At 43.9% G+C, this 22,388-nt stretch carries 21 protein-coding genes and 1 riboswitch; of the genes, 20 read left to right on the top strand and 1 reads right to left on the bottom strand.

What is annotated here, in order from left to right:
- The first annotated feature begins 75 nt into the window (after positions 1-75).
- The 12 genes from NH399_RS22380 to NH399_RS22325 all read left to right on the top strand — a co-directional run bounded on the left by NH399_RS22380 (position 76) and on the right by NH399_RS22325 (position 13,789).
- Positions 76-882, top strand: a complete 807-nt coding sequence (locus NH399_RS22380; RefSeq protein ID WP_253043437.1) for an ABC transporter ATP-binding protein — start codon at positions 76-78, stop codon at positions 880-882.
- Positions 879-1,943, top strand: coding sequence for an iron ABC transporter permease (locus NH399_RS22375; protein WP_253043436.1), 1,065 nt, complete (start codon positions 879-881; stop codon positions 1,941-1,943). Before NH399_RS22380 ends, NH399_RS22375 begins: the two co-directional genes overlap by 4 nt.
- Positions 1,944-1,955: 12 nt before the next feature.
- Positions 1,956-2,990, top strand: a complete 1,035-nt coding sequence (gene cobT / locus NH399_RS22370) for a nicotinate-nucleotide--dimethylbenzimidazole phosphoribosyltransferase (protein ID WP_253043435.1) — start codon at positions 1,956-1,958, stop codon at positions 2,988-2,990.
- Positions 2,987-3,751 carry an adenosylcobinamide-GDP ribazoletransferase gene (locus NH399_RS22365; protein WP_253043434.1) on the top strand — a complete coding sequence of 255 codons (765 nt, stop codon included), beginning with the start codon at positions 2,987-2,989 and terminating at the stop codon, positions 3,749-3,751. The genes cobT and NH399_RS22365 overlap by 4 nt, the downstream gene beginning before the upstream one ends.
- Positions 3,748-4,269, top strand: a complete 522-nt coding sequence (cobU, locus tag NH399_RS22360; protein WP_253043433.1) for a bifunctional adenosylcobinamide kinase/adenosylcobinamide-phosphate guanylyltransferase — start codon at positions 3,748-3,750, stop codon at positions 4,267-4,269. Before NH399_RS22365 ends, cobU begins: the two co-directional genes overlap by 4 nt.
- Positions 4,266-4,895, top strand: coding sequence for a histidine phosphatase family protein (locus NH399_RS22355; RefSeq protein WP_253043432.1), 630 nt, complete (start codon positions 4,266-4,268; stop codon positions 4,893-4,895). The genes cobU and NH399_RS22355 overlap by 4 nt, the downstream gene beginning before the upstream one ends.
- The gene (locus tag NH399_RS22350; RefSeq protein ID WP_253043431.1) at positions 4,885-6,387 is read left to right on the top strand and encodes a cobyric acid synthase; all 1,503 of its coding nucleotides are present in this window, start codon (positions 4,885-4,887) and stop codon (positions 6,385-6,387) included. Before NH399_RS22355 ends, NH399_RS22350 begins: the two co-directional genes overlap by 11 nt.
- Entirely contained in the window at positions 6,384-6,977 is a 594-nt protein-coding gene (cobO, locus tag NH399_RS22345; RefSeq protein ID WP_253043430.1) for a cob(I)yrinic acid a,c-diamide adenosyltransferase, read from the top strand. Before NH399_RS22350 ends, cobO begins: the two co-directional genes overlap by 4 nt.
- Positions 6,974-7,804 carry a helical backbone metal receptor gene (locus NH399_RS22340; RefSeq protein ID WP_253043429.1) on the top strand — a complete coding sequence of 277 codons (831 nt, stop codon included), beginning with the start codon at positions 6,974-6,976 and terminating at the stop codon, positions 7,802-7,804. The genes cobO and NH399_RS22340 overlap by 4 nt, the downstream gene beginning before the upstream one ends.
- A gap of 189 nt (positions 7,805-7,993) precedes the next feature.
- Positions 7,994-8,135, top strand: a riboswitch (cobalamin riboswitch).
- Positions 8,136-8,201: 66 nt separating this feature from the next.
- Positions 8,202-10,049, top strand: coding sequence for a TonB-dependent receptor domain-containing protein (locus NH399_RS22335; protein WP_253043428.1), 1,848 nt, complete (start codon positions 8,202-8,204; stop codon positions 10,047-10,049).
- 408 nt (positions 10,050-10,457) lie between these two features.
- Positions 10,458-11,402, top strand: a complete 945-nt coding sequence (locus NH399_RS22330) for a helix-turn-helix domain-containing GNAT family N-acetyltransferase (RefSeq protein WP_253043427.1) — start codon at positions 10,458-10,460, stop codon at positions 11,400-11,402.
- A 287-nt stretch (positions 11,403-11,689) separates the two neighbouring features.
- Positions 11,690-13,789: a choice-of-anchor B family protein gene (locus NH399_RS22325; RefSeq protein WP_253043426.1), complete on the top strand. Its 2,100-nt coding sequence runs from the start codon at positions 11,690-11,692 to the stop codon at positions 13,787-13,789.
- 55 nt (positions 13,790-13,844) lie between these two features.
- Here the strand turns inward: NH399_RS22325 and NH399_RS22320 are convergent, their stop codons facing one another.
- Positions 13,845-14,315, bottom strand: a complete 471-nt coding sequence (locus tag NH399_RS22320) for a GNAT family N-acetyltransferase (protein ID WP_253043425.1) — start codon at positions 14,313-14,315, stop codon at positions 13,845-13,847.
- 277 nt (positions 14,316-14,592) lie between these two features.
- Between NH399_RS22320 and pdsO the strand changes: the two genes are divergently transcribed.
- The 8 genes from pdsO to NH399_RS22280 all read left to right on the top strand — a co-directional run bounded on the left by pdsO (position 14,593) and on the right by NH399_RS22280 (position 22,251).
- Positions 14,593-15,291 (top strand): sortase-associated OmpA-like protein PdsO, encoded by a 699-nt coding sequence (pdsO, locus tag NH399_RS22315; RefSeq protein ID WP_253043424.1) that lies wholly within the window; start codon positions 14,593-14,595, stop codon positions 15,289-15,291.
- Positions 15,292-16,020: 729 nt separating this feature from the next.
- On the top strand, positions 16,021-16,287 hold the full coding sequence (locus NH399_RS22310; RefSeq protein ID WP_253043423.1) for a hypothetical protein: 267 nt from the start codon (positions 16,021-16,023) through the stop codon (positions 16,285-16,287).
- A 745-nt stretch (positions 16,288-17,032) separates the two neighbouring features.
- Positions 17,033-17,626, top strand: coding sequence for an RNA polymerase sigma factor (locus NH399_RS22305; RefSeq protein WP_253043422.1), 594 nt, complete (start codon positions 17,033-17,035; stop codon positions 17,624-17,626).
- 101 nt (positions 17,627-17,727) lie between these two features.
- Positions 17,728-18,447, top strand: a complete 720-nt coding sequence (locus NH399_RS22300; protein ID WP_253043421.1) for a hypothetical protein — start codon at positions 17,728-17,730, stop codon at positions 18,445-18,447.
- Positions 18,448-18,484: 37 nt separating this feature from the next.
- Complete coding sequence (locus NH399_RS22295; RefSeq protein WP_253043420.1) at positions 18,485-18,988, top strand: SycD/LcrH family type III secretion system chaperone; 504 nt, start codon at positions 18,485-18,487, stop codon at positions 18,986-18,988.
- A 45-nt stretch (positions 18,989-19,033) separates the two neighbouring features.
- The gene (locus NH399_RS22290) at positions 19,034-20,260 is read left to right on the top strand and encodes an ABC transporter substrate-binding protein (protein ID WP_253043419.1); all 1,227 of its coding nucleotides are present in this window, start codon (positions 19,034-19,036) and stop codon (positions 20,258-20,260) included.
- A gap of 3 nt (positions 20,261-20,263) precedes the next feature.
- Complete coding sequence (locus NH399_RS22285; protein WP_253043418.1) at positions 20,264-21,766, top strand: SpoIIE family protein phosphatase; 1,503 nt, start codon at positions 20,264-20,266, stop codon at positions 21,764-21,766.
- On the top strand, positions 21,766-22,251 hold the full coding sequence (locus tag NH399_RS22280) for a hypothetical protein (protein ID WP_253043417.1): 486 nt from the start codon (positions 21,766-21,768) through the stop codon (positions 22,249-22,251). Before NH399_RS22285 ends, NH399_RS22280 begins: the two co-directional genes overlap by 1 nt.
- The last annotated feature ends 137 nt before the right edge of the window (positions 22,252-22,388 follow it).

The raw sequence follows: 22,388 nt of genomic DNA, 5'->3' as shown, positions 1-22,388 counted from the left end.
GTGATCAGTCCGTTGTGCTACCTTTCGATAATCGCACCTCAAGTCACTATCCAGTTGCTCCTGTGAGGCCATGCGATGTCCCAATCATCTCTACAACAGCCGCTGCTTTCTGTGCAAAATTTGCACTGGTCTGCACAAGGCACTTCCATTTTGCATGACATTTCCTTTGCGGTGTCGGCAGGTGAGTTTGTTGGCATTATTGGGCCCAATGGAGCCGGTAAATCCAGTTTGTTACGTTGTTTGTATCGAAAACAAGAAGCCGATAAAGGCCTGATTACTTTTGCCGACAAAGACATTCGACAATACAACCGCAATCAACTGGCCCAAAAGATGGCCGTGGTTTTGCAAGAATCCCCCACCGATTTTGATCTCAGTGTGCTGGATGTTATCAAGATGGGGCTCATTCCTCACAAATCGTTGTTTGAGTCAGATACACCTGCCGATCACCAAATCATTCAAGATGCCATAAAGCAGGTCGACTTATGTGGCAAAGAAAACCAAAGCTTTAATCGTTTATCCGGCGGAGAAAAACAGCGCACCGTGATTGCTCGAGCCATTGTACAACAACCGCAGTTATTGCTGATGGATGAGCCAACCAATCACCTGGATATTCAGCATCAAATAGAAATCTTGCAGTTGGCTCGAAAATTAAAATTGACCGTTCTGCTTAGTATTCATGATTTGAACCTCGCCGCCACCTTCTGTGATCGTTTGCTGCTGCTCAATCGCGGACAACAGATCGCTTATGGCCCCGTCACTGAGGTCATTAATCAAACACACCTGAAACAAGTATTTGGTGTCGATGCCGAAATTGACCGACATCCTTTTCATCAAGGTTTACGTATCACCTATGATCTCAATGCTGAGAAGAGCTGCCCATGATATCTAATAACTCTTCTAGCACCGAACGCTTGAAATCTCTAAAAAGCCTAAATGCAAGCCACCCACATTGGTTGCTGATACTCACCTTTGGATTACTGCTATTTTCGGTACTGGCTTCGATTGCGTTTGGTAGTGCACAAATATCCATTGGTGACGCCTTTAGCGCATTGGTTTGCCCATTGACGACAGAGCACAGCTGCCAACAACAAATCATTACCAATAAAATCATCTGGGAAATTCGACTACCACGAATTTTAATTGCTCTCATTACAGGTATGGGGCTATCGGTGGCAGGTGCAGTGTTGCAAACCATTACCCGCAATCCACTTGCCGATCCCTATTTATTCGGCATCTCTTCGGGTGCTGCTTTAGGTGCTGTTGTCATTATGGTGATGATAAGCAGCAGTATCATCGGCATGACTTTAGGCGCTTTCTTAGGCAGTTTTTTGGCGGTTTTATTAATGCTTATGCTTGCCGGAAAAAATGCAGTAAGAGTTGAACGATTGTTGCTGTCGGGTGTTGCGGTTTCTTTTATGCTCAGTGCTTTTACCAGCATGATTCTCTATTTTGCCGATCCGAATGCAGCCGCTAACTTACTGTTTTGGATGATGGGAAGCTTTGCTAATACCAGCTGGCCAGATTTGATTGCACCAACTTTTGTTATTTTTCCAAGCTTATTTATTTTTTTTAGTATGCAGCGTTGGTTAGGTGCTTTGCTGGCAGGTGACGAAAGCGCTCATACATTGGGTATTCCCGTCAATAAATTCCGCTTATTGGTTTTGTTAATGTGCGCACTGATGACGGCCGTATTAGTGGCGCAAAGTGGTGGTATCGGTTTTGTTGGTCTGATGATCCCGCACATTGCCCGCTATTTGGTAGGAGCGAATATAAAACGCGTCTTGCTGATGTCGTGCCTTTTAGGTGGTAGCTTTATGATCTGGGTTGATGTGGTGGCTCGTTCTGTATTGGCACATCAGGTGCTACCCATTGGTATTGTCACCTCCGCGGTCGGCAGTGTCTTCTTTTTTATTATCTTACGGCAGCGTAGCCACTCGGGTTAACCATTTTTTATCATGTTTAGTATTCACCCTCTTGATCGCTCACAAAGCTCTGAGATACAGCAGCGTATTGATAATAAAACAAAACCACCTGGCGCGTTAGGACAGCTGGAAGCTTTGGCTCATCAACTGGCGTTGATCACTGATACCAATCGTATCGAATTACGCCAACCCACTATGTTGGTATTTGCAGCCGATCATGGAATCGCCGCAGAAAACATCAGCATCGCTCCCTCGTCGGTTACCCATCAGATGGTGCTTAACTTTGTTCACGGTGGTGCCGCGATCAATTGTTTTTGCCAAACCACCGGGATGCAGCTTAATGTAATCGATGCAGGCATTTTGGAACCGATCGATTTTGTATCTCCTATCCTAAAGAGCCAACGCTTAGGGGCAGGTACTCAACATTTTGTTCATTCCTCAGCGATGACTCTGCAACAAGTTTCTCAGGGCTTGTATTGGGGTGCCGAAATTGCACGCGCTCATTTAGCACAAGGCAGCAATGTGATCGCTCTAGGAGAAATGGGTATCGGCAACACGAGTTCTGCTAGCGCTATTATGGCAGCAGTAACGCAACTTCCCATTGAACAATGTGTTGGCCGTGGAACGGGTATCGATGATGATCATCTTAATAAAAAAATTCATCTGATTGAGCAAGCTCTGGAAAAACATAAACACTCACTAGAAACACCTGAAGCGATTTTATCGACACTTGGTGGATTTGAAATTGTGCAAATGGTGGGGGCAATGTTGGCCATTGCCGAAGCAGGCGCGGTTATTTTAGTCGATGGTTTTATTGCAACCAGTGCAGCACTCATTGCCCATAAGATGTTCCCAGCAAGTAAGGACTACATGATATTTTGTCATCAATCAAACGAAGCTGGACACAAAAGCATGCTCGAATATTTGCAAGCAAGCGCTTTGCTAAATCTAAACTTGCGCTTAGGCGAAGGTACCGGTGCTTCCTTGGCTTTTCCTCTTTTGCAAGCTGCCGCCAGTTTTTATAACGATATGGCAAGCTTTGAAAGCGCAGGAGTAACCAAGGTATGACATTGTTACGTCATCAATGGGAACTGTTTCTAATTGCGATCAGCTTTTTTACTCGTTTACCGATTCGTTGGTCTATCGACTTTAGTGAAGAAAAATTAAATCATGCCAGCCGTTATTTTCCACTTGTAGGATGGATAATAGGGCTTTTATGCGCTGCTGTGTTTTTGTTACTAGAAAGACTGTTTCCGATCAATATTGCTGTTTTGTTAAGCATGTTATTTAGCATTTTTCTAACCGGGGCTTTTCATGAAGATGGCCTGGCCGATACAGCGGATGGCATCGGTGGTGGTTGGACAAAAGAACAAAAGCTTAACATCATGAAAGACTCTCGGCTGGGAACCTATGGAGCCGTTGCCATTTGGTTTGTGTTAGCGCTTAAGTTTCAGTTATTAACATCTTTGCCGGATGTTGCGCTAGCCTTAATTGTCGCCCATCCATTAAGCCGAACATTAACCACAGGACTGATATTTTGGTTGCCCTACGTCACAGAAGATCAGCTTTCCAAAGTAAAGCCACTCTCAAAAAATCAATCCATTCTCGATTTTGGTATTGCCATGGCAAGTGGACTGCTTGCCTTAATTCTAATCCCTCAACAAGCCTTGGTGGTTTTTGTAACCATCACCTTGTTCGTCATAATCTACGCCATCTGGTTAAAACGTCACTTAGGTGGTTTTACAGGGGATAATCTTGGCGCAGCTCAACAAATCAGTGAACTATTAATCTATTGTGCTTTATTACTATCGGCTGGAGTGGCGCAATGATCTATCTCTTTACTGGTGGAGCACGCTCAGGCAAAAGTCGTCTAGCAGAATCAACTGCCAATAAAATCAGTGACCAGATAACAGTCATTGCGACGGCAACAGCCGACGATGATGAAATGCAACAACGGATCAGCCGTCATCAACAACAGCGCCCCGACCATTGGCAAGTGATTGAAGAGCCTTTGCATCTTGCAAAAAGAATAAACAGTTTATCGAACAAGACTCCCTGCTTGTTGATTGACTGCATGACATTATGGCTCAGTAACTGGTTACACTACGACTCAGTTAACTGGGTTAAAGAAAAAGAAGAATTTATAGAAGCCCTTCAACAATTTGAAGGTGACATTATTATTGTTAGCAATGAAGTCGGCTCGGGTATTGTCCCCCTTGGGCAGTTAAGTCGACAGTTTGTCGATGAAGCGGGTTGGCTCAATCAGTCACTGGCTCAAGTTGCCAATCATGTCACTCTTGTTGTTGCAGGCCTTCCTCTAACATTAAAGGAGCAAAACGTTTTATGACTCTTAACTTGTATTGTTTGCGCCATGGGCAACCAACCGGTGATCCCAGTTTGCTAGGAATTACTGATCGTCCTTTAAGTGATCATGGCTGGCAACAAATGCGCAATAACGTGAGTCAAATATCGGAGCTTCATCAGGTCATTAGCTCACCTCTATCACGTTGTAGCGCTTTTGCCCAAGAATGGACTGACGAACAAAATTTGCCTTTGCTTATCGATCCATCCTGGAGTGAATGTAACTTTGGACAGTGGGATGGTATGACATATCATAGTTTGTGGCAAAACCATAAAGACGAGATGCAAAGCTTCTGGCAAAGCCCTGAGGATTTTACGCCACCACAGGGTGAGCCACTTGCTCAATTCACGCAACGCATTGAACAGGCATTACTAAAACTGGAACAAAACTATCAAGGGCAGAATGTATTACTGATTGCACATGCAGGCGTTATTCGTACCTTAATTGCCTGGACATTGAATATGGACTATCACAGTGCCAGCCATTTGCGTCGTATCAGTCTTGACTATGGCAGCATTACACACATTTCTATTTTCCGCGATGACGATGGCGTTTTATGGCCTCGCCTTGTCGGCATGAATCATTCTGTTGAGTCTGTGCATGCAGCCTAGTCGAGTTTCATTTATAGCTTCGAATACCCTGATGATTCAGGGTACAACATCTAATGCCGGCAAAAGCATTGCCGTTGCAGGTATTTGTCGAGTATTAGCTCGTCATGGTTATAAAGTTGCTCCTTTTAAACCACAGAATATGGCTTTAAACAGCGCGGTCACTCACGACGGCGGAGAGATTGGCCGGGCCCAAGCATTACAAGCCGCTGCTTGTTATTTAGAACCACGGATTGACTTCAATCCTATCTTGTTGAAACCTAACAGCGATAAAAATGCGCAAGTCATCGTCCACGGACATCCTATTCAAGCGATGGATGCTGTTGACTATCAGGATTATAAACAGCGGGCGATGGATGCCGTCTTAGAATCTTACAACCGTTTGACCAACGAATTTGACGCGATCATTGTCGAAGGAGCAGGCAGTCCCGCAGAAATTAATCTACGAAAAGGTGACATCGCCAACATGGGATTCGCCGAAGCGGTTGATTGTCCAGTTGCGATTATCAGTGATATTGATCGCGGTGGTGTCTTTGCTCATTTAACAGGAACCTTAGCCTTACTTTCTGATAGTGAGCAACAGCGAGTACGCGGATTTATTATTAATAAATTTCGTGGCGATATTCAGTTACTACAATCCGGACTTGATTGGTTGGAGGAACGAACTCAAAGAAAGGTGTTTGGTGTCTTACCTTACTTGCTCAATATGAAGTTAGATGCTGAAGACGCCATTAATATCGAACAAGATCAACAACAGGCTAAAGTTCGCATTGTGGTGCCGGTTCTTTCTCGGATCAGCAATCATACAGACTTTGATCCATTACGCTGGCATCCACAAGTCGATTTGATGTTTGTGCCACCGGGCGAATCATTGCCCTCTTGTGATCTCATCCTATTGCCAGGTACTAAAAATGTTCGCGATGATCTGCGTTTCTTAATACAGCAAGGCTGGCATGATCAGATAAAGAAACATTTGCGTTATGGTGGAAAGCTGATGGGGATCTGTGGTGGCTTTCAAATGTTGGGAACAGCAATTCATGATCCCAATGGAGTTGAAAGCTCGCCAGGATCGAGCGAGGCTTTGCAGTTACTCGACTTTGAAACAACTCTACAACCTCAAAAACAGCTCACCAATATTCAAGGCAAACTAACATCTATCTTTAACGAGTGTGCTGTCACAGGGTACGAAATCCATGCAGGTCGCAGCCATGGTCTAGCCCTTAAAAAGCCCTTTGCAAAACTCATCACAAGCGCCGGAACTACTGCTGATGATGGTGTTATTAGCGAAGAACAAAATATTGTCGGCACTTATCTCCATGGGCTTTTTGAAAACGCGGCAACCACACAAGAGATCTTAAAGTGGGTTTGTGGTGAGTCACTGCAATCCTTAGATGGCGCACAGATTCGCGAGCAAGAACTGGATCGCCTGGCCGATACTTTTGAAGAACACTTAGACTGGGAAACTCTGTTCCCACACTGGAAATTCCCCTTATGACTGACAATGATAAACATGTAAAAAAGCAAAAAAAAATAAAAGAGAAAGTCGATAACAATGTTGCGATAGCTCAAGAAGAACGAGGCATCGTCATTGTGATTACAGGTAACGGTAAAGGAAAAACCACAGCAGGGTTTGGTACCGTTGCTCGCTGCGTGGGACATGGATACAAAGCCGCTGTTGTACAGTTTATAAAAGGGACCTGGGAATGTGGCGAACGAGTACTGTTAGAAAAATCGGGCGTTCCTTTTGAAGTTATGGGAACCGGTTTTACCTGGGAAACACAAAACAGAGAAGCCGATATAGCTGCCGCCACCCGTGTGTGGAAAAAAGCCATTGAGTTTTTAAAAGATCCCGAATACCACCTGGTGCTATTAGATGAGCTCACTTACATGCTGGGATACGATTACCTACCCAAAGACGAAGTGCTCACTGCCATTCAACAACGTCCAGAAAATCAATCCGTTGTCATCACTGGTCGTGGTGCACCAACGGAGTTAAGAGACATCGCAGATACTGTGAGCGATATCAAAAATGTAAAACACGCTTTTACTCAAGGCGTAAAGGCAAGAAAAGGAGTCGACTGGTGAAGCTCTTAACCAAACTGTCGGTATTAATAACCTTACTGACTTTTATAAGCACATCACAAGCCCAGAAGCCTCAACGCATTATCGCGCTGGCGCCGCACATTGTCGAAATGCTTTATGCCATCGGAGCAGGAGACAAAATAATAGGAGCCATTGAGTACTCAGATTATCCCGAAGCCGCAAAAAAAATAGAACGTGTGGGTAACTATCATGGCATTCAGATAGAACGCGTCCTGGAGCTAAAACCGGATTTGGTCATTGTGTGGGAAAGTGGCAACAAGCAAGAAGATATTCGCAAATTGCAGCAGCTAGGTATCAAAACCCTCACCTCCAAACCTCGACGTTTTGAAGATATCAGCAAAGAAATATTAGCGTTCGGCAAGCACATTGGACACGAAAAACAGGCGATTGCAGTAACCAAACAACTGCAAAAAGACTATTTAGCTATAAAGAATCAATATAAATCTAAAAAAGCAGTTAAGGTATTCTACCAAATGTGGCATGATCCGCTCCGCACTGTGGGCCCTGCCAGCTGGATTGAAAATCTGATCCGCAGCTGTAACGGCAAAAATATTTTTAATGATGCCACAAGCGACTACCCAATCGTGTCGATTGAGTCAGTCATTGTTAAAAACCCAGAGGTGATTGTTGTCCCTCATCACAGTGGAAATATCGGGGCCAAAAAAGCAATTTGGAAAAACTGGCAAGAAATCCCCGCCGTCAAGAACAATCATTTGTTTACCCTTAATGGCGATTTGTTACATCGATTCACTCCCCGTGCAATCGAGGGATTAACTTTGCTTTGCCAGTCCATTGATAGCGCACGGTAAGCATCGAATTGACTTCGATCTTATTCGTTATCAAGCAAGAAGAGTCAGCCATTCTTCATAAGATGAATGATTGATATATACCCGTCGACTTTCAAGATGCAGCGGTGTTGGCTGCGCGCTCACCCCAATCACTTAGTCTATCTAAGCTCAGGGGGCTCGCTTGCTGGCCGCCTACCTTCATCTTGAAATACTTTGGGTATAACGCTGAGTGTTTTGACTCGAATCGAAACATCACGGGAAGTCAGTGAAAATCTGACACTGCCCCCGCAACGGTAATGTATTTGGTAACAAATACTAAGTCCGGAGACCGACTCAGTGATGATTAAAAGCAGGCTGTTGTTTAGCTCTGTTGTATTTTTATCGACGCGGCGGGCGTCACATTTGAGGAAGTAACAAAGTGAATAAAACAATTTTAAGCCAAACCATTGCGATGGTTCTGGCCTCTTCTGCTATATCTGCATTCGCAGATAACGAAGGCAACCTTGTCGTAACAGCGAATCGTACTCCCCAAGACATCAATGATGTATTAGCACCCATTGAAGTCATCACCCGTGACGACATCAATCGTCTACAACCTGAATCCCTCGCAGATCTGTTAACTGGCATTGCCGGACTGGATGTTGTCCGTCAGGGCGGTGCAGGACAAAACACTTCTATTTTTTCTCGTGGTGGCAACTCGAACCACACCTTAGTTTTAATTGACGGCGTGCGTGTTGGTTCTGCTACTCTGGGTAATAAAGATCTCTCCAGTGTATCGCCAGCGCTTATAGAGCGTATTGAGGTCGTTCGCGGTCCACGCGCTGCGCAATGGGGTTCTGACGCCATCGGAGCAGTGATCCAGATTTTCACCCGTAAGTTAGAGAACGGTGAATTTGGTGTTGGCGTTAAGGCAGGCTCAGAAGAATTCACTGGCGGCAAATTTATCATGGGTCTTGGTAGCAAAGACTTGCATAATACTCTTACTGTTAGCAGTGTAGAAAGCGAAGGTATCGATGTGTTGAATGATGGCGATCTGGATGGATACCGCCGTATATCAACATCACTTCGTGGTAACTATAAGCTTTCTCAAGCATCTCAGCTTAACTGGGTAGCACAAGGTGATCGAGGTAACTCAGAGTACGATTCCATTTATGGTGGTAACGAAAGTGATTACCGCAATTACTTCTGGAATCTTGGCTATAACTACAACCAGGATGCTCTATCAACGCAAATCAATGTAAAAAATAGCCGCGATTACTTAACGAGCTATGGCAACCAGATTTCGCGTAATGGTGCGCCTATGATCGAAACACGACGTCAACAATTAAACGCTTTCAGTCGTTATGAATTTAATCCTGAGTTCAGCTTGTCGGCTGGCTTTGACTATTACAATGATGAAGTAGAAGCGGCGACAATCTTCACAGAAACTGAACGCAATGTCTCTGCCACTTTTGTTGCGGCTTCCTACAGCGCCAATAACATTTTGGCAGACATTTCTCTCCGCTATGATGATGTTGAAACCATCGACAGTGAAAGCTCTTTTGGTGCAAGCGTAGGCTATCGTTTTACACCTGAGACCATGATTGCTTTCTCACGAGCAAAAGGCTTCCGAGTTCCAACCTTTAATGATTTGTTCTACCCTGATTCAGCTTTCTTTGGTGGAAACCCTAACCTGGTATCAGAAAAATCCTATAACAACGAAATCTTGCTGAAGCATAACGCAGGCAATCACAGCTGGTTAATTTCGGTTTACGAAAACACCTTTGATAATCTGATAGCCTTCCGTAGCGATGCAAACTTTGTTACTCGTCCAATCAACATTGCCAGCGCAGAGCTAGCAGGTCAGGAAGTGGTGTATCAGTACCGCGGTGACGAATGGCATCATAAAGTCAGCTACGATCTTACTCGTGCAACAGATAAAAGTTTGGATTCTGTCACTAACGAACCAGCCAACACTCAGCTGATCCGTCGCGCAAGAAAGCACTTTGCTTACACCGTCAGTTATGACTTTGGCGATGTCAGTCTAATGGCTCAAGGTATCTACACTGGAGAAAGACCTGATAACGACTTCTCGACGTTTCCGGCAACTCGTGTCAGCTTAGACAGCTACTCACAGATTAACTTAGCCGCGAATATTTCGGTCACTGACGAACTAACCATCAGCGTTAAAATTAGCGATGCAACTGATGAAGCGCCAGTCAATGTGGTTGGATACAACGCGCCCGGTCGCCAAAGCTTTATTACGTTTAGCTACGCTAACTTCTAAAATACTTAGGCACCAAGCAGAAAAAAGGGCGAACACTCATCGCCCTTTTTTCGTTTTAGATACTAGTTCGTTCATAAATCATTCAAAAATATCCCCTCAAAGTGTCAAATCTACTTCTTAGGATCTACCAGCCTGCTGTCTTATTCGGGAACGCAATGCCAAAGGGAAAGCACAGCCTAAGGAGGACAAAGGCAAACGGAATTGGGCCAGATGTTGCCTGAAGATCATCTGATTGAACCAATAATTTTGAGCAACATCTGGCCCAGTAACCATTTAATAAATAAGGATTTTTTCTTAATATCATCTTCCTTTTTATATTTCAACATCGGCAAATTTAGTAATTTCTACTTGATAAATACGTCGGAACCTACATAATTTACGTAAGTTCCGACATATTTACAGAAAGCTATGAAACATTTAAAAGATTTTGGTGCCCTCACATTAGGCTCCCGTCTAAAGAAAATCAGCGATCAGATGTTCGATGATGTCGACCAGGTGTATCAGTCTCAGGGCATTACTCTGTCATCACGATGTGTTGCGATCTTACTGCTGCTCAATGAAAACGGTGATGCCGGGATTACTCAATTGGCGGAGTGGTTAGAACAGGCTCACTCATCTGTCAGTCAGATGAGTAACAAACTACTTAAAGCAGGCTATGTAGAAAGTAAAACCGACCCAGCAGATGAGCGTCGTCGTTTATTGAGCTTAACACCATCTGGCCACGGCTTTATTAAGCAAACCAGCTCTATTTGGGAAGATATTGAAGCCAGCGTAGAAGAGATGTTAACAGTAACAACCGATGATTTTCTTGAGTCTTTACTATTAATAGAAGCCGAGCAAAAAAACTGTTCTTTGGCAGCGCGTATTATGAATAAACAACAGCAACGACACTCCGCAGTAGAGATCATTCCATTTGAACCTCAATATCGTGACGACTTTAAACGTCTTAATGTGGAGTGGTTAGAAAAGTACTTCTATGTTGAAGCCATTGATAACGAAGTATTATCCAATCCAGAAGAAAATATTTTAACCCAAGGCGGACAGATATTTTTAGCCAAATACAATGATGAAGTCGTAGGAACCGCAGCACTCATGCAGCTGGAAGGCGGTCGCTTTGAGTTAAGCAAAATGTCCGTGACCGAAAAGTATCAAGGTTTAAAGATAGGTCGCCGCTTAGCTGAATACGCAATTGATTATTATAAAAGTACCGATGGAAAAATACTGTTTCTTGAATCCAACTCAAAGTTAAAACCAGCGATCACTCTGTATGAATCGCTAGGCTTTAAGCACAAAGCAAAAACGGACAGCTCTCACTACGAACGCGCCGATGTGTATATGGAATATGAAGAATAAACAAAAATTAAATACTTAAAAAGAAGTATCTCGATACAAAAAAAGCTCAAGTCCTCTTTCTTTGCATTAGATAAAAAAGTAATAAATTTTTTTATCTAATGTTCTATTTTTTATAAAAAGAGAATTCACACAATGTGCCAAGATTCACAATGCTACAAAACGCTACACAAAAAAAGACTTTTGATGACGTTTTAACATCATTATTGTGAATAAATACATTGTGAACCCTATGGTCTATTGCTAATGTCGTAATCATTACCTACCTAAAATAATGAGGACACCCTATCATGAGGTGGAAGTATCTTATCCCATTTGCCATTGCCAGCGTCACCTCTAGCTCAAGTATCTGGGCTCATAGCGGCGCACATCCCGTTCGTTTTGTTGCCCCTGATGGCAAAGATGCAGGCGAATGTTCTACCGCAGTCACTCGTTGCAAAACGATCTCTTACGCCGTTAACCAGTCTGGAAAAGGTGACTCTGTTAAAGTCGCATCAGGTAGCTACCATGTACAAGGTGATGAGTTATTTTTTCTGCTTTCAGATATGGTGCAAGTCAACGGTGGCTATACCGTTAAAGACGGTTATCGCAAACAAGATACTAACAAGTACGTAACCACCATTACGGGTATTCCAGCAGAATATCGTGCTCAACTTGCCGAGCGCGGATTTAATCTGGTTCAGGATAAAAAAGGCCAGGCGACCAAACTCAGCAAACGTGATCGAGAGATGCTCGATACGTATCAAAAAATGACGAATAAGATCGAAGGTCCAGCAACCTGTACGAATGGTCAAGCTGCCACCTACGATTGTGACAAAGTTGATCTGCATTCGCACTTCCCATTGAATGAGTTATCCAGCCGTCCTTCTAGCATGAATGATATCTGGGGCTTTGTTGATCTGGATGACAATCGTGAATACGCTATCGTGGGTTTGCAAAATGGCACCACAGTTATCGATGTAACCGATCCAACTGCACCACGAGAAATAGGCACCATTAGCGGACAATCTTCTGGCTGGCGCGATGTTAAAGTTTATCAATGTCGTGACGAAACCACGAACCAACACAAAGCCTGGGCTTATGTCACCACTGAAGCCAGTCAGGGGCTACAGGTTATTGACCTGAGCAACTTGCCAAACTCCATCAATCTTACACGCACTATTTCTGATTTTTCGACTGCACATAATGTTTACATGGCTAACGTAGATTACACCACCGGTGTTGCGCTACCCAATATGGAGCCTTACATGTACATCGCGGGAGCAAATCGAGACGGCGGTGCATACCGCGTATTTTCGATGGCCGATCCAAGCAATCCTGCTCTGGTAACAACCCCACCAGTGGGAACCGGATACGTCCATGATGCAACCACCTTAGTGATTGATGATGCTCGTACCAGCCAGTGTGCTGCCGGTCATAATCCTTGTGAGTTGCTCATCGACTTTAACGAAAAAACCGTTGATATCTGGGATATGACCAACAAAGCAGCTCCCTTCAAGATCAGCGAAACGCCTTATAACGGCGCTAGCTACACTCACTCTGGCTGGTGGTCAGCAGACAAGAACTTTATTTTTATTCAAGACGAGCTGGATGAGCAGAATCTGGGTTTAAACACCACAGTTCGCACATTGGATATCCGCAACCTGCAAAATCCAACGCTCACTCACACCTGGACTGGGCCTGACCGCTCTATCGACCACAATGGTTTTACTAAAGGTAACCATTATTACATGTCGACCTATCGCTCAGGATTAACCATTCTCGATGTATCTAACCCAAACAATATTTCGCGTACCGGGTATTTCGATACCTTTATGATCCCAGCTCAAAACTCAGCGAACTTCAATGGCGCATGGGGAACCTATCCTTATCTGCCTTCTGGAAATATTTTGGTGAGTGATATCGAGTATGGTCTGTTCGTATTAAAAGATAACACCAACCCAACAGGATACAGCTTTGTATCTCAAGCCAAATCCTGTGGTACGCCTAACGGTGCGCCAGTAGCACGTGTATCGCAAGCCTCTCAAACCATTGCAGAAGGCACGAACGTTGTATTGGATGCCAGCAGCAGTAGCGATCCTGATAATGATACATTGACCTATACCTGGACACAGACAGGCGGAGCCAATGTCACCATGTCGAACGCTAACACCGCGCGCATGAGCTTTACCGCTCCCGATGTTACCACCAATACCATTTTGACCTTTCAGATAGCAGTATCGGATGGTAAAGGCGGCAACGCGACAGCAACCGCATCGGTCACTGTGACGGATCAAAGCGGTAATGGAAATAATAACGGCAATGGCAACAGTGGCGGCGGCGGTGGCCCTGTCGGCTTGGCCTGGCTTGGATTGTTATTGCTTCCCACACTTAGGAAACGCAGCAAGTAACGAATCGTTACTCCTAATCTAACGGCACTGATATTCAGTGCCGTTTTTGTATGATTTAGGCACTGGCGAGGCACAAACGCATCGGATTAAACTTAACGCCCTTTTTCTCTTCCATAGGGCCAGTACGCTGAAAGCCTAACTTCTCATAAAAACGCACAGCAAAATTTGATGAATTTACCGTAAAGTAAGTGGTGCTCTTATGCTCCATATAATGCTCTTTGCCGTGATTCCATAAATAGCTGGCAAGACCCCGTCGATGAAACTCCGGCAACACAAACAATTGAAATAGATGTGCCTTATCATCAATGCCTACGGTGCCTATGGCGCGTCCATTGCACTCGGCAATATGGTATTCCGTGCCATTATCCATGTAATAGCTAATCGCCTCGGCAGTCGCAGCACTCAGGAAGATGGCCGTCGCTTCTTCATCAAACTCATCAGTAATAATCGGCACAGAAGAATCATAAATAATCTGAGCGATAGCAGCAGCATCTTGTTTGGTTGCGGGGCGAATAGTAATTCTCATAACTTCATCATCACGTTAACTTTCCATACTTTATCAGTAACTTATTACGGTCAAAAGTTGTGTTCTCACACTACAAATCAGACCTGCTGCCCGAATTTGGCCACATTTACCCGCTGGTTTGCCCGTTTCTACCCATCTTTAAGCCCCCTCCTCTTGGTTTAATAACTCCCGTACCCCGACAACAACACACAACGAGGTACAACAAGCATCCCCGTAGATTGGAATCAAAAAACGCTACGGAGGGCGATTTTAAAACCCAAACATCGAGGATTACATCATGAAAAAAGCCATCATCATCTCTACCATCATCGCTGCCACTTTGTCTCACAGCACATCCGCTTTCGCTGCCAAGAAATCCAGCACCGAACAAGACGTCGGTGTCGCCAGCGGCGCTCTGGTAGGTGCAGCTGCAGGTGGCCCCATCGGCTTCTTAATCGGAGCAGCCATCGGCGGATTGTTAGGCGATGAAGTCAATACCGCCAATCAGGTTGATGGCATGAAGACGCAATTGTCTGATGCACACACCCAACAACAAGCGCTACAGGCTGAAATCGATACCTTAAAACATCAGGCTTACTTAACCGCTCAACAAAGCCCAACACTCAATGGCTCGGAGAGTCTGCAAATGGACCTGATGTTCCGTACCGCATCCAGCACACTGAACACCGAAGCCACTCAACGTATCGACCAACTGGCTGGCTTTTTACAACAGTACCCAACATTGACCATTAACCTGGACGGCTATGCCGACCCACGAGGTGATGAAGCTTACAATCAGGCTTTATCAGAGTCTCGAGTGAATGAAGTTCGTCAGCGTTTGATGGAGCAAGGCATTGCTGCTCACCGCATCATCACTACCGCTTATGGTGAATCCACTTCAAGCGTTTCAAAAGGCGATGTGGATGGCTATGCACAAGAACGTCGTGTGAGCATTCGCTTCTCTGCGGATACCGACACCAGTGTGGCACAAAACTAGTCACGAAGATTAATCAAGGTGATGGCTTTTGAGCAAGGAGGCTCAATCCTCTTAGGGAAATTGATTGGAGACATCACCCATCACTTTTTTCAAGTTTCTTAAACGTCATAGCAAGTGACTCTCCAACCTTTGGCACAGTGGAAGCTGTGCCCTTTTTTTAATAAGTAGTTATCTTTCTTAACCTTCTCCTTCACTCTTAAGTTGTCCACCATCAGACATTCAATCTCCCTTTTATCTAAGAGAAAATTCTCCTATCCATTTTATTTCGCAACTTACTGGTTCTTTACGTTACTCATTAAACAGTAGTGAGAGTAAAGCTCTCCTCAAAAGCCAGCGCGCTAGAACGAACTCACCCTATTTTTTATTCGTACGAGTAGCTGCAAGGTCTTTTGAAATCGACAAAAAGTATTCCCCAGTATTTTTTGTCACACCACTCTCACTCTTTTTTCTTCCCAATTATTGCCCGTTTGTTTATGGCGGGCTTTTTTTTATTTAGCAAAAAATGGAATATTAAAAACACTTTTTAAAATGCCATAAATCGCTCTATGGGTCTTTTCTAACACGGCTCATCTTATTCGGAGTTTTCTTAAGCAAAATGCCAACGATCTATTTGCGCAAGAGCAGGAGTAGAGCAATACTATTTGAGACGAAATAGCTGAAGCTGGTTGTAATAGTTTATAGATCCAACATACCAATCACTGGCTTAAGCAACTATTCCAGAGGTCAAATATGATCACCATTGAGGATTGCTACGGCTTTTGCGATTTAGCAGAAGGAGAGATCTCTGCTATCGCAGAACATGAAAATCTACCCGATATTGTCGCGATTGAGCTAGCACAGACTCTGGTAAAAAAGCAGGGTGGGATCACCGTCATTCGAAATATGATTCTTGATGATATTTCTTTTGCTCATGATTATGGCAACACAAGTCAAGAAGCCTACTTTAAACAAGTGCTCAGTCATTTTGATAAAAAACTGGCCAATCAATGCCCCTAAAAAATAGGGTGATTTTTATTACATAGCTCATCAAGCAGGGCCTCTCGATGCACGGGTTAACAAACACCTGTGCGCAGGCCTGTCTATACATGAGTACTTTTGTCCCATAAAATACACAAGGATATCATCATAATCAGGCATAACTTTGTGGAAAATAATACGACATCTGAGGACTCGTCCAAGAAACCCTCTTACTCCAAACCCGCAGTCTTTTCTGCAGTGATCATTACCGCGGCATTTTTGATTGTTACAAAATTTGAGCTAGACATTTTTATCGTCATGGGTGCATCACTCATATCGAGTTTACTAACTTTTATGGGATGGAAAGAAGTCAATCGTAACTCTCAAAAAACGGGCAAAGGCCTCCTTATTTATTCCACATTTATAAACGTTGTTATCTGGACCTTTGCATTGATTGGTTTACTATCATATATATAGCAATTTGAAATTTTTAAGCTATCAATAATTGAGCGAGATTTTTCTTAGTTTATTTGCTTACCAATACCAAGTCACTTGGCTGCAAGATAACTTGAATTGTATTTTAAGAATCAAATAGTTAGTTGTTGAATTTAGTACAACGGATTTTTATTGAATGCCAGCCACAATAATTAATTTATCTCTTTTAAATGAGATAAATCGTATCTCCTTGGCATAAATAATGATTGAAGTTGCCCTTATTTCTTTTGCACTAGTATAATTTACCGTGATACTAATAACAGACTGCATAAGATAACTAACTGGCATTATGAACCCTGTTGAAACAGCTGCGAACAAGAAATCGTCTGATGAGCGACAAAGAGCACTCATCGAGCGCGCCCAAAATGGCGACAGCGCTGCATTGAATATACTATTCGATACTCATTATCGAAAGCTGTTCAACTTTGTTCGCGGACACGTATCTCGATTAGAGGATGTCGAAGATCTCGTTCAGGACACGCTGATTCAAGCTCAACGCAGTATTGGTAATTTTGAAGCTCGCTCAAGCTTCTCAACATGGTTAACCAGTATTGCAATCAACCTTACGCGTAATTACTACAACCGCTCCCCCGAATATAAGTACTCATTTGTTGACGATGAAACATTAGGCCATGCTGCCAGTTCTGAGCGTCCCGACGAAAACTTAAGTACCGACCAGAATATGGAGCAGTTGTCGAAGGCCATTGAAGAGTTGCCTTACGATCTGCGTCAGGCCTTGTTGATGGTATCTGTAGAGAACAAATCTTACGACGAAGTCGCCGAAGAGCTTGATATCTCTGTCAGTTCACTAAAGAGCAAGTTGTTTAGAGTCCGCAAGCGTTTGAAAGAACAGCTGGGCGGCGTTGAAGCTTTATTAGAGTAATACAGTCGTTTAATCACAAAGGTGCAATCGAGCAACTTTTGTGCATCGAATGTTACTCAATACAAAACTACCGTTAGATTAAAGAGGTTGGGATTTACCCCATGAGTATTGGACCCATTCGCCCGTCAGACTTTGCTCGCAAAGTTGGGCAAACATCAAAAACATCTGGAACCCAAGGTGCTAAGAAAACACCTTCGGCGGGTGATGCAGGTCAGTTCGAAGGTGCATTAAGTGGCCCCGAACAGAGCATGCTGCCTGCTCCCCATTTTGTTAAGCCCAATATGAGCTTGATAAAAATTGGGTTAGAGCCAAATTTGGGTGCGATGGGACCAGTATTAACCCCTAGAGACGTGTTTGACGCACTCCAAAAGAGTGACATGCCAGAGAACGTCAAAGAGTCACTTGACGATGTCATGAAAGAATTCAATTCGCCTCAACGTTCAGAAACAACTGGCTGGTATCCATCAAGCCTGTCGCTCGATGAAGATCCAGAAGACATGAATTCCAAACTCTTTTTGACGGCTCTAAAGTACACAATTGGCGGAATTGACGGGCTAGACGCCGATAAATTAATTGAGAAGCTGGAATCCGCTTTTCTAAAATCCGGTATGGATGAATTATCAGCCGCCCACTACGCCGAAAAAATCTCGACCGAACAAATCAACCTGGCCTCAGTGCTCTCGGTGACGAACAACAATCAGCTCTCAGACTCATCGGTCGAAAAGGTTGTAAAACAATCCAATGATGTTGTTGATGACTTACGAGGGTTGCTAAAAGACGATAATATATCGCCGCCGAACAACCCGAAGATGTTTATCTAATAACCCAAAATACTTGAAGGTAATCAAATAACCCCGCATGAGCATTCTCGAATTTGAACACTTGAGTGAAGACGAACAAGCCGAGTTGCAGCAACAATGGCAACAAGTCATGGAAGCTTTTTATAGCCGTGGCGGAGAAATTGTTAAAGCTAAAGGTGTATCCAAAGAATATATGGAGCAACTGTATAGCTTTGGTTATGAGTTATTTGAGCAAGAAAAATGGGCCGAAGCAGAAAAAGTCTTCAACCTTTTGTGCTACTACAGCCACCTGACCCAAAGTTACTGGTTGGCACTGGGCGCTAGCCAGCGTAATCAAAAGAAATATAAAGAAGCTATCAATGCTTTATGCATGGCCAGCATTCTGGATGTAAAAGATCCTATGCCTCCCTATCTGGCAGGCCACTGCCACAAAGCATTAAACAACCAACAGAAAGCTCTTGATGCATTTTCAACGGCGTTAAAACTCCTACCCAGAGACAGTCAAAAACCCATTGATCGAAACGAGCTTAAACAGTTAATAGAAGAGCTATCAAACCAATAAACTCTCAAAGCTGTACCTCATAGTCGCATAAACAAGAGAATTAACATGTTGGCACACATTCAGAAAGCCTTACTGTTTGTACTTCTGACAGGATGGTCAGTTATTGCAACAGCAAGCGATACGATAAAAATTGGCATGTCATTGCCTTTATCTGGCGCCGCTGTCGAAACCGGGATAGAAGTGTATCGCGGTAGCCAAGCCTATTTCACCCATATCAATGAGCAAGGTGGCATCCACGGCCGCAAGATTTATTTGCACGCCAAAGATGATCGTTACGAACCATTACCCGCGATCAAAAATGCCATTCACTTTATTGAAGATCTTAATATCAACATCCTGTTTGGTTTTGTTGGCACACCTACGGTTTTGCGCATGATGCCGATTCTAAAGCGTTATGAATCGCGCCAGGTCGCCTTGATGTTTCCTTTTACCGGTGCTCAGTCCATTCGACGGGCCCCTTACGAGCCCTTCGTTTTTAATCTACGAGCTTCTTATAAAGCCGAAATCATTAGCATGCTCAGCCATTTTAGTCATCTGGGTATGACTCGAGTGGGTCTGTTTTATCAAAGCGATGCCTATGGCCGCAGTGGCTGGGAAGGCGTTGAATCCATGGCCAACCTGGGCACCATTGAGATAGTGAAAGAAAGTACTTACCAACGCAATAGCCCTTATGAAGAAAGCTATGAAGTTCAAGCAAAGTACTTGAAAGACGCACAACCAGATGTCATTTTGATTGTGGGTGCCTACAATGCCGCAGCAGGCTTTATCCGCGATGCGCGTAATATTGGTCTGGATGTACCTATCGCAAACATATCTTTTGTTGGCACAGAGAGTCTGCTCAACAAGCTCAACGAAGAAGAAAACAAAAGCGGCAAATCTTACACTCATAAACTGGTCATCTCTCAGGTCGTTCCAGATTACAACCATCCAGATAACCCAACGGCCCAGGAATACCGAGCCATTATGGATCAATACGGAACCCAGCTAGCCAGCCATTTTTCGACAACTAATGGAGAAAAATACAGCTATGTGAGCTTTGAAAGTTTTTTGAACGCCAAAATGCTGGTGGAATTAATGAATCAGCTGCCAAAAGACTTTAAACAGGAAGATCTGGTCAATCACCTCAACAGCGGAGCCACAGTCGACCTCAAGATCGGCGGGGCTGTCAGCTTCTCAAAGAACGAACATCAGGGCTTTGAGCAAATATACTTTACGACCATCCAAAACAATAAACTGGTCCCTCTTGAAGACTGGAAGCAACTGCAACTTTAAGTTATGTCGAAATTATTTCAGAAAACCTTTCTATTATTAACACTGGCTTACCTGGCGGTTACCTCGGTCGCATCAGGCTATTCTGGCTACACGCTCTACCAAAGCTTGCTTGAAGAATATCGAAGTAAGGGCAGCGCCATTGCCATGAGTCTGGCCGACAGCAGTGTTGATATGATCCTGTTTCGCGATGCCGCGGTGGTTCAATCTACCATAGAACAATACATGGACATCAAAGGGGTTAACTACGTCTATATCGTTAACCATGATAATAGAATCATCGCCCATACATTTATCCCAGTTATCCCACCATCCATTAAGCACTCGCTGCATAACAACTCGTTGCTACGAGAAGCGCAGATCAGCACCATCACGCTCGAAAATGGGCAACGCCAACTGGATGTTGCGGTACCTATCTTATTAGGAAAAGTGGGACAGGTGCATGTGGGCATGGATCTGGCGCTGATCGAAAATCACGTAATGAAAGACGTGCTGGCCGAAAGCACCTTTATTTTGCTGATATTTATAATCGGGACCATTTTTGCGTATTTCTTTGTGCAACGGGTTTCTAAACCCCTGGTTATGCTGAACACCTTTGCAGAAAATCTGGCTGAGCATAATTTTGAAGGCCCTTTGCACGCACAAAATAACAAAATTAACTCCATTCTTAAGCAAAATGACGAAGTCGGAAATCTCACCAACTCCTTTGTTGAACTAGAAAACAAGCTCGTCAAATACATCGCTAACTACAAGCGAACTACCGCCGAAAAAGAGTCTATCGAAAGCGAATTAAAAGTGGCCAAGTCGATTCAGATGGCCATGATCCAGGCCACTCGCATTGACCGACTCAATATGAACGGCGTCGAAGTGGGCAGCTATATGAAACCCGCGAAAGACGTTGGCGGCGATTTCTATGATGTGATCCCGCTTAATGACAATCTGGTATTTTTTGTCATTGGTGATGTTTCCGGAAAAGGTGTCCCAGCCGCACTTTATATGGCAGTAACCATGACACTCTGTCAGTCTTTTTCTCACGAAGACATGAGTGCTCTGGAAATCATAGAAAAGACCAACAACCACCTTATGCGCTACAGCAAATACCACATGTTTGTGACCTTGATATTGGGTATTTTGGATACGCGCACAGGCGAAATGACCTTCGCTTCTGCCGGACATAACCCGCCAGTGTTAGTCAACAGCGAAACAGGCACTTCGGAGTTTGTCAGTGGTGACACAGGTATCGCTCTGGGTGTCATAGAAAACACCCAAATTAAGCCTACCACCCTGACCTTAAAACCTGGAGACATGTTCCTGGCCTATACAGATGGTATAACCGAAGCCTTTGATTCTAATGGTGAATGTTATGGCGAAGAGCGCTTTTTGAGTCAATGCTTAAAAGCTCAAACGCCGAAAAAGCTGGTAGCCGAAATAATTATCGACGTTAAAGATTTCTCATCAGGCATTGAGCAATCTGACGATCTAACCGTGCTCTGTATGAAGTATAAATAATGAAAAAAATAGTCTTAACTCTTTCGCTATTGCTCAGTTTGATATTGGCAGGCTGCATGTCAGCGCCACTAGATCCCAACCAGCGTTCGCAATATAACCGCCTGGCAAAGCAATACGCCCTACAGTGCCTGTCATCCTTGAATCAAAAGCAATGGCTTGCTTATGCACGTTGTTACCGTGAAGATACTCTGGAAGATCTAAAGAGCCAATTGCTGGCAGAAGATGCTTCACTGGATCGCAATAAAGACGCTTATGAGATATTTGCTAATTATATCGCCAGTCAATTTGAGTCATCACCTGACCAATCGCAGCATAATCTTGGTATGGCTTTTAAAGTAATGAGTTCTATAGAACAAGAAGATGGGCTGTATCTTGTTGTTATTAAAACATTTATTAAAGTATCAAACGCACGCCAACAGTCTTGGCTAGAACGCCTGACGCTGGAGCGAAACGATAACCAATTTTTACTCGTGTTTAAGGGGTAAATTTTTTTCGCCAATACGCAACTTTTGAAACACCCGTGTTACTTAACTTTCAAACGAGTAGGCACCAGTTAAGGAACGCTACAGCGAGAAATTAAGCTAGCCTCAAACACAGAATGGATACATGCATGTTTAATTCT

Source organism: Pleionea sp. CnH1-48 (genome assembly GCF_024124665.1).
GTDB lineage: Bacteria > Pseudomonadota > Gammaproteobacteria > Enterobacterales > Kangiellaceae > JAMXSB01.
This window is presented reverse-complemented; position numbering and strand designations above follow the sequence as displayed.

Coding starts and splice junctions, on each gene's coding strand:
- NH399_RS22285 (WP_253043418.1), top strand. CDS start 20,264: ATGTCGAAATTATTTCAGAAAACCTTTCTATTATTAACACTGGCTTAC.
- NH399_RS22330 (WP_253043427.1), top strand. CDS start 10,458: ATGAAACATTTAAAAGATTTTGGTGCCCTCACATTAGGCTCCCGTCTA.
- cobO (WP_253043430.1), top strand. CDS start 6,384: ATGACTGACAATGATAAACATGTAAAAAAGCAAAAAAAAATAAAAGAG.
- NH399_RS22300 (WP_253043421.1), top strand. CDS start 17,728: ATGAGTATTGGACCCATTCGCCCGTCAGACTTTGCTCGCAAAGTTGGG.
- NH399_RS22355 (WP_253043432.1), top strand. CDS start 4,266: ATGACTCTTAACTTGTATTGTTTGCGCCATGGGCAACCAACCGGTGAT.
- cobU (WP_253043433.1), top strand. CDS start 3,748: ATGATCTATCTCTTTACTGGTGGAGCACGCTCAGGCAAAAGTCGTCTA.
- NH399_RS22290 (WP_253043419.1), top strand. CDS start 19,034: ATGTTGGCACACATTCAGAAAGCCTTACTGTTTGTACTTCTGACAGGA.
- cobT (WP_253043435.1), top strand. CDS start 1,956: ATGTTTAGTATTCACCCTCTTGATCGCTCACAAAGCTCTGAGATACAG.
- NH399_RS22280 (WP_253043417.1), top strand. CDS start 21,766: ATGAAAAAAATAGTCTTAACTCTTTCGCTATTGCTCAGTTTGATATTG.
- NH399_RS22325 (WP_253043426.1), top strand. CDS start 11,690: ATGAGGTGGAAGTATCTTATCCCATTTGCCATTGCCAGCGTCACCTCT.
- NH399_RS22375 (WP_253043436.1), top strand. CDS start 879: ATGATATCTAATAACTCTTCTAGCACCGAACGCTTGAAATCTCTAAAA.
- NH399_RS22350 (WP_253043431.1), top strand. CDS start 4,885: ATGCAGCCTAGTCGAGTTTCATTTATAGCTTCGAATACCCTGATGATT.
- NH399_RS22380 (WP_253043437.1), top strand. CDS start 76: ATGTCCCAATCATCTCTACAACAGCCGCTGCTTTCTGTGCAAAATTTG.
- NH399_RS22310 (WP_253043423.1), top strand. CDS start 16,021: ATGATCACCATTGAGGATTGCTACGGCTTTTGCGATTTAGCAGAAGGA.
- NH399_RS22295 (WP_253043420.1), top strand. CDS start 18,485: ATGAGCATTCTCGAATTTGAACACTTGAGTGAAGACGAACAAGCCGAG.
- NH399_RS22320 (WP_253043425.1), bottom strand. CDS start 14,315: ATGAGAATTACTATTCGCCCCGCAACCAAACAAGATGCTGCTGCTATC.
- NH399_RS22365 (WP_253043434.1), top strand. CDS start 2,987: ATGACATTGTTACGTCATCAATGGGAACTGTTTCTAATTGCGATCAGC.
- NH399_RS22305 (WP_253043422.1), top strand. CDS start 17,033: ATGAACCCTGTTGAAACAGCTGCGAACAAGAAATCGTCTGATGAGCGA.
- pdsO (WP_253043424.1), top strand. CDS start 14,593: ATGAAAAAAGCCATCATCATCTCTACCATCATCGCTGCCACTTTGTCT.